At 40.8% G+C, this 9,030-nt stretch carries 11 protein-coding genes; 4 read left to right on the forward strand and 7 right to left on the reverse strand.

The features are described from left to right. Positions 1 to 27: 27 nt before the first annotated feature. The 6 genes from ACT3QN_RS13460 to pqqA all read right to left on the reverse strand — a co-directional run bounded on the left by ACT3QN_RS13460 (position 28) and on the right by pqqA (position 4,387). Positions 28 to 1,077 (reverse strand): dipeptidase, encoded by a 1,050-nt coding sequence (locus ACT3QN_RS13460; protein ID WP_444523966.1) that lies wholly within the window; start codon positions 1,075 to 1,077, stop codon positions 28 to 30. Continuing rightward, positions 1,074 to 2,246 (reverse strand): pyrroloquinoline quinone biosynthesis protein PqqE, encoded by a 1,173-nt coding sequence (gene pqqE, locus ACT3QN_RS13465; protein WP_444523965.1) that lies wholly within the window; start codon positions 2,244 to 2,246, stop codon positions 1,074 to 1,076. The genes ACT3QN_RS13460 and pqqE overlap by 4 nt, the downstream gene beginning before the upstream one ends. After that, on the reverse strand, positions 2,243 to 2,527 hold the full coding sequence (pqqD, locus tag ACT3QN_RS13470; RefSeq protein WP_444521786.1) for a pyrroloquinoline quinone biosynthesis peptide chaperone PqqD: 285 nt from the start codon (positions 2,525 to 2,527) through the stop codon (positions 2,243 to 2,245). Before pqqD ends, pqqE begins: the two co-directional genes overlap by 4 nt. After that, entirely contained in the window at positions 2,524 to 3,288 is a 765-nt protein-coding gene (gene pqqC, locus ACT3QN_RS13475) for a pyrroloquinoline-quinone synthase PqqC (protein ID WP_444523964.1), read from the reverse strand. The genes pqqD and pqqC overlap by 4 nt, the downstream gene beginning before the upstream one ends. 42 nt (positions 3,289 to 3,330) lie before the next feature. After that, complete coding sequence (pqqB, locus tag ACT3QN_RS13480) at positions 3,331 to 4,242, reverse strand: pyrroloquinoline quinone biosynthesis protein PqqB (protein ID WP_444523963.1); 912 nt, start codon at positions 4,240 to 4,242, stop codon at positions 3,331 to 3,333. 70 nt (positions 4,243 to 4,312) lie between these two features. Beyond that, positions 4,313 to 4,387, reverse strand: a complete 75-nt coding sequence (pqqA, locus tag ACT3QN_RS13485; protein WP_082894360.1) for a pyrroloquinoline quinone precursor peptide PqqA — start codon at positions 4,385 to 4,387, stop codon at positions 4,313 to 4,315. A gap of 364 nt (positions 4,388 to 4,751) precedes the next feature. On the opposite strand from pqqA, the gene ACT3QN_RS13490 reads away from it, so the two are divergent. Together ACT3QN_RS13490 and ACT3QN_RS13495 are read left to right on the forward strand one after the other, a co-directional pair. Then, positions 4,752 to 5,003, forward strand: a complete 252-nt coding sequence (locus ACT3QN_RS13490; protein ID WP_444523962.1) for a hypothetical protein — start codon at positions 4,752 to 4,754, stop codon at positions 5,001 to 5,003. Between the two features lie 254 nt (positions 5,004 to 5,257). After that, entirely contained in the window at positions 5,258 to 5,503 is a 246-nt protein-coding gene (locus tag ACT3QN_RS13495) for a hypothetical protein (protein ID WP_444523961.1), read from the forward strand. Positions 5,504 to 5,660: 157 nt separating this feature from the next. Here ACT3QN_RS13495 and ACT3QN_RS13500 read toward each other — a convergent pair whose 3' ends face one another. Next, positions 5,661 to 6,557, reverse strand: a complete 897-nt coding sequence (locus tag ACT3QN_RS13500; protein WP_444523960.1) for a 3-hydroxyacyl-CoA dehydrogenase — start codon at positions 6,555 to 6,557, stop codon at positions 5,661 to 5,663. A gap of 825 nt (positions 6,558 to 7,382) precedes the next feature. Here ACT3QN_RS13500 and ACT3QN_RS13505 point away from each other — a divergent pair. After that, positions 7,383 to 8,345, forward strand: coding sequence for an OmpA family protein (locus ACT3QN_RS13505; protein WP_444523959.1), 963 nt, complete (start codon positions 7,383 to 7,385; stop codon positions 8,343 to 8,345). An 88-nt stretch (positions 8,346 to 8,433) separates the two neighbouring features. Next, positions 8,434 to 9,030: hypothetical protein (locus tag ACT3QN_RS13510; protein ID WP_444529292.1), on the forward strand; the 597-nt coding region annotated here is incomplete at its 3' end.

Raw genomic sequence — 9,030 nt, forward strand, 5'->3', positions numbered from 1 at the left:
ACCGTGATTGCTTGATGGTTATTTTAACTATTGCCATATTTTATCAAGCACAGTAAACCAGTTTTTTGACGTCACCTTTTCAATCAGTTGATTTGAGAAATGACGTTGTTGCATCCGCTCAATTAGCATAGAGAGTTGACTGATATCAGATAGCTCATCAGGTAGTAGGCAACCATCAAAATCAGAACCAAAGCCAACATGATCTTCACCTAGATGATTAATTAGGTAATCAAGATGATCAACGATAACATCAAGTGAAGTTTGCGTATTACGTTGCCCATCTGCACGGAGAAACGCCACGTCAAAATTCATCCCAACCATACCATCGCTTTGTTTAATAGCAGCCAACTGGCGATCGGTTAGGTTGCGTGCTTGCTGGCAGAGAGCATGTGAATTGGAATGTGTCGCAACAATAGGCTGGTCGGCAATCTCTAACGTATCCCAAAAAGCGCGCTCATTCATATGCGACACATCAATCAGCATCTGCTTATCACGACATACCAAGATAAGGTCTTTGCCTTCGCGGGTTAGACCAGAGCCTGTATCCGGAGAATGAGGGAAGGATGCATTCAAACCATCACCGAAGAGGCTCTTTCTATTCCATAGTGGGCCGATGCTTCTGAGTCCTACATTATAAAACACATCCAGCATGTCAGGCTGGATCGCTAAAAATTCAGCACCTTCAAGGTGTAACACGATAGCCAGTTGCTTATTCTGCTGACAAGCTTTGATTTGTTCTAGTGAGGTGCAAATCTGAATTTGACCATTAGACCTTGCCTGTAGTTGCTGAGCCAGTTTCAATTGGGCACAGCAAATATCAACGATTTCCTGCGAAGTAAAATCTGAATTTGATGGGTTGGTTAGTTTGTCAGGATGGTTTTTTTTCACATAAGCGAAGGGTGGTAAAAAAATAGAAAATAGTCCACCTATCCAGTTCGCTTCTTTGCAACGTTGTAAATCCAAATGTCCTGGTAACGTGCCATAAATAAAATCATGTACCGGATCGGCAGCTGAACTTAGCCAAAGGCGAGTCAATAGATCATTATGTCCGTCAAATATCACAGGCTGGGTATTCATATTTCACCTGTTACCATACGAGTAGGAATCAGTTTTTCTTTATTCAGCTGTTTGTTACTCAGTGATTTAGAGTTCTTTGGATTGCGAAAGCGTAATTCTTCAAAAGGTACAGGTGTCTCGCTATTGATACGTGCCTCCTCAATCAGGTAATGATAAGGCGATTTGCCACAGACAGGATCAGCATTTTTGGCATCCCCAGTCAGCATAAACGCTTGGCAACGGCAGCCGCCATAATCGCGCTCTTTGTCTGGGCAGCTTTGGCAGATGTCGGGCATCCAATCATCACCGCGAAACTGATTGAAGCTCGTAGACTCATACCAAATATCTGAAAGTGGTGTATTTCGTACATTAGGAAACTGTATTGGCATTTGTCTGGCAGCATGGCAAGGTAGGGCGGTACCGTCTGGTGCTACTGTTAAGAAAATTTTGCCCCAGCCATCCATACAAGGTTTTGGGCGTTCTTCGTAATAATCAGGCACCACAAAAATCAGTTTGCATTTGATACCACGTTCTTCAATCTGCTTGCGGTATTCATTGGTAATGCGTTCGGCACGAACCACTTGTGCTTTAGTTGGTAGTAAGCCTTCTATGTTTTCAAACGCCCAACCATAAAACTGACAAATAGCCAGCTCAACCGTGTCGGCTTCAAGCTCTAAGCAGAGATCAATGATTTGATCAATCTGATCGATGTTTTGCCGATGAATCACGAAATTGAGTACCATTGGATAGTCGTATTGCTTTACCAGACGTGACATCTCATACTTTTGCTCAAAGGCATGTTTTGAACCTGCCAAGGCATTATTGACCGTTGGATCACTGGCTTGGAAGCTGATCTGAATATGCTGAAGACCTGCTTCTTTTAAACTTGCGATTCTAGCCTCTGTAAGCCCCATACCTGATGTAATCAAGTTAGTATAAAAACCTTGATTGTGCGCATAAGCGACCAGTTCTTCTAAGTCCTGACGAACCAGTGGTTCACCGCCAGAAAAACCAAGCTGCACTGCGCCCATTTTCCGCGCCTGATCGAACACATCAAACCACTCTTGCGTCGTTAGCTCCTCTTTATATTGAGCATAATCAATAGGGTTGGAGCAATAAGGGCATTGCAATGGGCAGCGATAGGTCAGCTCAGCAAGAAGCCATAGCGGTAGTCCGACTGGTGCAGTCATACTAAATCAATCCAATGTTCACGCTGGGCGACCAGCATGTACTCAATGATGTCTTGTTCGATTTCAGGAATATCGCCAAACATAGCTTGCACCTTCTGGATAATATCAGCAATGGACGCTTGACCGTCAATATGTTGCCCAATGATACTGGCACTGTCATTGAGCTTAATCATGCCTTCAGGGTAGAGTAAGACATACGCATTTTGCGCAGGTTCAAACTGAAAACGATAACCGTGACGCCATACCGGTACGATAGATTTATCTAGATCAGGTATACTCATTTGAACAATCCTTTATGCCAAACATTATCGGTGGTCACGCTTTGATAAGGGGCTTGATTATGCACATAAGCTAAGCTTAAGGAGTCTAGAATAGTCCACAAAATATCCAGTTTAAATTGTAGAATCTCTAACATACGCTCTTGTTGCTCGGCTGTTTTGAACGAGTCGAGCGTGATGGTCAGACCATGCTCAACATCGCGTCGAGCTTGGCTCAAGCGAGAGCGGAAATAGGTATAGCCTTGCTCTTTTATCCAAGGATAGTGCTTGGGCCAAGACTCTAGACGCGACTGGTGAATTTGCGGAGCAAACAGCTCGGTCAGTGAGCTACTGGCGGCCTCTCGCCATGAGGTACGCCGTGCAAAGTTTACATAGGCATCCACGGCAAAACGCACACCTGGTAACACAAGTTCTTCAGAAATCACCTGCTCACGAGTCAAACCAACTGCCTCTGCCAGACCTAACCATGCTTCACGCCCGCCGCCGTCAGGATACACGCCATCTTGGTCAATCATGCGTTGAATCCACTCTTGACGTACGCGCTGATCAGGGCAGTTTGCCATAATGGCCGCGTCTTTCAATGGGATGTTAATCTGATAATAAAAACGGTTGGCAACCCATGCTTGAATCTGCTGCTGCGTCGCTTTGCCTTCATGCATCATGATATGAAAAGGGTGGTAAATATGATAATACTGACCCTTATCCATAATCGCTTGTTCAAACGCTTCTGGGCTTAACGCTTTTTTTTCTTTTTCTTCTTGCATTGTTTTCACCTTACGATTGCTACCTTTGTCTTACCATTTGTCTTAAAGCTCAATCTGCATACCATCAAATGCTACTTCAACACCATGTTGTTTTAATGTCGCAGCCTGTTCAGACTGCTCATTCAATATCGGGTTGGTATTATTGATATGGATCAGTACCTTACGAGCGTCATCGAGCTGATCTAGATAATGCAATGAGCCATCTTCACCACTAATATGTAAATGCCCCATGTCTTGACCAGTTTTTGTACCTACGCCGCACTCTTGCATTTCATTGTCCGTCCATAGCGTCCCGTCAATCATCACGCAATCAGAAGCTTTCATAATCTGCATCACTTGATCATCGATTTTACCGAGACCTGGCGCATAAAAGAGCTGCTTCTGGGTTTTTAAGTCTTTTACAATCAGAGCAATATTGTCACCATCATGCGGGTCATTACGATGCGGAGAGTAGGGCGGTGCAGAGCTTCTAATCACTAAAGGTGTCAATTCTAAATTGTCAAAACCTTCAATTTTAAAGGCCTCCTTTGGATCGATTTGATGATATTGCAGGCCGCCGTTCCAATGCTTCAACATATTAAAGAGGGGGAATCCTGTGGTCAGATCTTGATAGACCATGTCAGTACACCAAACAGGAATCGGGCAACCTTCACGCAGGGTCAATAGCCCAGTCGTATGATCAAGCTGACTATCCATCAAGACTACATTGGTGATGCCGGTATCTCTCAGTTGACGTGCAGGCTGTGCTGCCTTGAATTCAAATAATTGTTGGCGGATATCAGGTGACGCGTTGAACAAAATCCAATCCACACCATTCTCTGATATGGCTATCGAAGATTGGGTTCGGGTTTTTGCCTGAATCGTGCCTTGACGCACTCCGTGGCAGTTATCGCAATTACAATTCCACTGCGGGAAACCACCACCAGCAGCTGAGCCTAAAACGTGAATATACATAAATCAATATTTCCAAAAAATAAAAGCCCTAATCATCTAGGGCTTTTAATGGATTGAGTGCTCGTAAACTTTAGCGAGCTTCGAAATACATAGTAACTTCGAAACCAATACGGATGTCTTGAAAAGCTGGTTTGGTCCACTGCATGGGATTACTCCGGAACGATCTTACTACTTAAGAAGTAAGACTATTAAAGTGAATGAGTAATAAAGGGTAGTATAAGCCGACCCCTGCTGTCAATTTCTGAGATGTTAGTAAAGCGTTAACGCACATCGACCAAACAGTGTTTTATAGGAAAAACTAAAGTCAGTTTGTCATACCGAAAAGACAGTATATTGGGCATGAAATTAAACATACTTCCGAATAGATTAAGTATAAATTATAGAGATAAAAAATCTGCTCGAAGTACGTTAGGGCTATTTCAAGAACTTATGAGTTATACAAATATATTTTATAAACCGAATTTATCTACATAGTAATAGATAAACTTGGTAGATATTGGAGCCTGAAGGTGATTGCTGAATTGCAAGGCAGTAAGTTGACCAAAGTAATCTTGGAAAGTGTCAGTAACTACGTATGGTGTGCTGTTAGTAATATTAGTGATGACTATGCTATCGCAATTATAGACAACGGTTACTATGAGTTATTAGTCCCTATTGTCGCCTTTGATAATGTCCAGTTTGTTTGTGATAAAGGTGACCTATGGCAGTATGCTGTCTCAGTGAAGAGAGTGGAGCTCACTCATAATGATGCAGTACTATAACTCATGTTAATAAAGTGACTGTTACGTTCTGCGTATAGATTATTTTTGCAGCCTATGTAAATAAATCTACCGCTTGTCTATAACCTCTTGTTATAGATGACAAAATATATGTATCATCTAACTATAAGCTCATCTGTTTAGCCATCAGTGTCTTATAACTATAGACGCAACAGGTTCGAAGATGCTCAAGTAGTTGCTGTTATAAAACCACTTGCTTAGCTTACTAATGATTATCATTGATCAGGAGTAACAACATGGACGTAGTAATTGTTGGAAGCGAATTGACTCGCTTAATGCTTGAGGATGGTCATCAAAATATATGGTGTGCTGTAAGTGACAAGAGTGACGAGAACGCTCTAGAAGATCAGATAGGTAATGATTTCACAGCTCATATTGTGGCTTTTGAAGATGGCCAGTTCTATTGTACGGGCGGTATGCCTTGGAAATATGCAGTGCCAATTCAGATAGTTGCATTGACGCGATATAGTTTCTTGTTCTAGTTAACAAACATAGCTTAGATAGGTTTGGATAGTTATTGCCGAAAGCAAACCTTAATATCGAAACGTTTAGTTAAATAAAATGCGTGACTAACAAGGCCATTCAAGCGATGCAATATAACGCTTGAATGGCCTTTCGTGTTTTAGAGCCAGTTTTCTATCATTTCAAAAAATCAGGACGCATGAAAGCAGGGTTTGGATAAGTATAGAATCCTTCACCAGTCGCGAACCCTAGTTTATTTTGATCAATTAATTGCTCTTTTAAATACTGAGCAGCTTTAAACCTTGCAGGGTTTCGAGTTTTTTCAGCAGATATCTTCGTGATGTTGTAGGCAGTGTTGATACCGATAGTGTCTAATATGCCGAATGGACCTGACGGTGCGCCAGTTACTATCATCCACGTTTTATCTATCGTATGTGGATCGGCAACTTCTTTGGCAACTAATTGCAGAGCTGCATCTATGAATGGTGCTAATAGGCTATTCATGATGTAGCCGGGTTGCTCCTTATCCAGCGGCATTGCCACCATGCCAATAGCAGTAGCAAAAGCAACCACCTCATCAAATACTTTAGGATCTGTTCCAGGATGTCCCATAATTTCAGCGACATTATGCATCCAAATTTTATTGGCAAAGTGTAGCGCTAAAAACTGAGCAGGTCGTCCCGTTGATTCTGCAAACTGACTAGGAAGCAAGGTAGAGGTATTGGTGGCAAAGATGGTTTTCTCTGGTGCTAGTTTGGCAAGTTTTTCATAAAACTCGATTTTAATTTCAGGGATTTCGGGAATCGCTTCAATCATTAGGTCAGCGTCTTTGACCGCGTCTGCTAAGTCTGAGGTATAGCTTAGATTTTCAAAAGCCTTGTCCAGCTGCTCTTGGGTTGCCCTCAAGTCTTTGCGAAAGGCCTTACACATCAATTGAAATTTTAACTTTGCTTTTTCTAAAACCTCATCATTAATGTCGTAGACACTGACATTAAAACCATGAAATGCGGCTTGAAAAGCAATCTGGTAGCCTAGGATGCCGCTTCCAGCGACAGTTACATTTTTATACGTCATTGTATTTATTTCCTAATAGTAGTGGATATAAGTTGCTAGATAAATGTCTAGAACTTATAGACCTATTATTAGATAGTTTTACTATATTATTCAACCTTCATTTTTATCAAAGCATCAAAGAGAAACCAAAAATACCGCTATAAAAACATCAGATAAGATCACACCACTTGACTTATTTTGTTATTAATGATTTCAACAACTTGATGATAATAAAACTAACTATATACCTGATTATTTTATGGCAATTGAAGGCCAGTCTAATGTAATAATGACATTTTTAATGACTGTTGATGTCAAAATATTTTTGATGAGGTTGTGAAGCAAATAACGAGACAAGGATGAGCTGTGTATTACTAGTTATCTATCAGATAAGATAGGTGGCTAAATCTTACTAAAATTATATTTTTCTACATCAATAGTATTAAGAGACTAAAAGAACAGATAAGCCTCTTAGAAATTTGAACAATAATGTACTAAAAGTTAGAGAAGTAATCTTATGGATAAGTCGCAGGTAATCGTAAATAATCCACAAATCTCAGAAAAGTAAACAGTAGAAAACGTACTGACAGCTTCCTTTGTCTAGTGCCCCAACATCAAATGAGCAAGCTTAATATATGGATACAGAATTAGGTGGTTTTTTAGAAAGTGTGATGCCAAGATTGCTAGCAGATATACTTAAAAAGTAAAACACTGGTCATTACTTTTGATAAGATATGGCCTTTGTCGTATAGAACGTCCGCAACAGATTACTTATGTTCAGCGCTATCGCATAACAGCATACTATGTTTAGCTTAATAAAATAAAACAAGAAATCAGGATAAGACTATGAAGATATTACTAAAAAAGAATATGGTTGTTATTATTTTGCCGATGACTTTATTTGGTGTGTCTTCTTGCGCTATGACTTCTGGTATTGATAATGATGGTGACAGTCGTCGTATTGATGGTGTGGCATGGAACAACCAGGTCAATACTGATGTTAATTCTATATTAGAAACAGAAGTGGCAGCTGATAAAGCTCGCTTAGTGTTTATGCGAAAAGATGATAGCTATACTGAGCAAACCAGCACCAATATTGCTATTAATAACAGGTTTCAAACTAGTTTGCACGCAAATAATTACACCGTCGTTGAATCCTGTGCTGGCACTAATCAATTAAGTGCGCATGCTACAGGCTTTAAAAATAACGACTTATCAGCAGATAAAAAAAATTATGAGCTAACAGGAGCTCAAACCTATTTTTTTCAGGTTAACGTGAGTGAGAAAGGGGAAAGTACTTTAGAACAGGTTGGCTCTGATGTTGCTTTACCTTTATTAACTAATAAACGTTATCAATCACACCAGATTAGTCGTGTTATTCCCAATAACTGTACTACACCAATATCTATCCAGCAACTAGATCGCGTCGTTGTAGAACAAGCACCTGTATTGACCAAAAAAGTCATCATCGATCTCGAAGTATTATTTGAGACAGACAAATCTATTTTACGTCCAGAATACTACGCTAAGATAACTGAGTTGGCAGTATTTATGAAGCAATATCCTAATGCGTCAGTCACTATAGAAGGCCATACTGATGATCGTGGTAGTGATAGTTACAACCAAACACTGTCACAACGCCGAGTAGATGCAGTCAAAGAAGTATTAATCTCGCAGTTTAGCATCAGGGATGAACGTTTAACCGCTATTGGTTATGGGAAATCGAAACCAAGAGCTAGCAACGATACGGTAGAAGGGCGACAGCTCAACCGTCGAGTCGTAGCCGTGATAGAGGAACGCAATCGATAGTTGTATTTTCATTGGTGGATGGAGTCACCTGTTAATAAGCTAATTTGGACAGCATATTGAACATAGAATTAAAATAAAAGGCAAAAACATGAATACGATTATAGTAAAAACTAATAATGCGACGCAGACGGTTGAGCAAGTACAAGTAGTGACTAAAAATGGGAAGCCGACCATTATTACCGCTATGGATAAAGTGAACTACGAATTTCATGATACTGCTATTGGTCGTGCTCCTAACCATATCATTACTAAGCGTATAAAGAATGCTCTTCATATCTCTTTTGAAAAAGAGGGAGAAGAAAGTGATCTTATTATAGAAGGCTTTTATGACAATCCAGATGCTGCTTTAATCGGAATCGCTGAAGATGGTGAATACTATTATTATATTCCTGATACTGGCGAGACTTACGACTATGTGACACAGCTAGAAATTGGCGATGTTGAGGGACAAGCTTTAGGTGGTGAAGATTACATAGCCGCTGCTGCTATTCCTTGGTGGATACCTGCTGCCGCTGGATTAGGTTTGGTAGGTATAATTGCGGCGGCAAACGGAAGTGATAATGATATAGAGCCTGTGAACGATGCGCCTGTGGCAACCGATGCCACTATTAGCACACCAGAGGGCGAAGCGATTGCCGTCCCGCTGATCGTCAGTGACCTTGATGGTGACATTGCAAGCATCAGT

Origin of the sequence: Psychrobacter sp. AOP7-C1-14 (assembly GCF_052376135.1) — a bacterium.
Classification (GTDB): Bacteria; Pseudomonadota; Gammaproteobacteria; order Pseudomonadales; family Moraxellaceae; genus Psychrobacter.

Coding starts and splice junctions, on each gene's coding strand:
- ACT3QN_RS13505 (WP_444523959.1), top strand. CDS start 7,383: ATGAAGATATTACTAAAAAAGAATATGGTTGTTATTATTTTGCCGATG.
- pqqC (WP_444523964.1), bottom strand. CDS start 3,288: ATGCAAGAAGAAAAAGAAAAAAAAGCGTTAAGCCCAGAAGCGTTTGAA.
- ACT3QN_RS13460 (WP_444523966.1), bottom strand. CDS start 1,077: ATGAATACCCAGCCTGTGATATTTGACGGACATAATGATCTATTGACT.
- pqqE (WP_444523965.1), bottom strand. CDS start 2,246: ATGACTGCACCAGTCGGACTACCGCTATGGCTTCTTGCTGAGCTGACC.
- ACT3QN_RS13500 (WP_444523960.1), bottom strand. CDS start 6,557: ATGACGTATAAAAATGTAACTGTCGCTGGAAGCGGCATCCTAGGCTAC.
- pqqB (WP_444523963.1), bottom strand. CDS start 4,242: ATGTATATTCACGTTTTAGGCTCAGCTGCTGGTGGTGGTTTCCCGCAG.
- ACT3QN_RS13495 (WP_444523961.1), top strand. CDS start 5,258: ATGGACGTAGTAATTGTTGGAAGCGAATTGACTCGCTTAATGCTTGAG.
- pqqD (WP_444521786.1), bottom strand. CDS start 2,527: ATGAGTATACCTGATCTAGATAAATCTATCGTACCGGTATGGCGTCAC.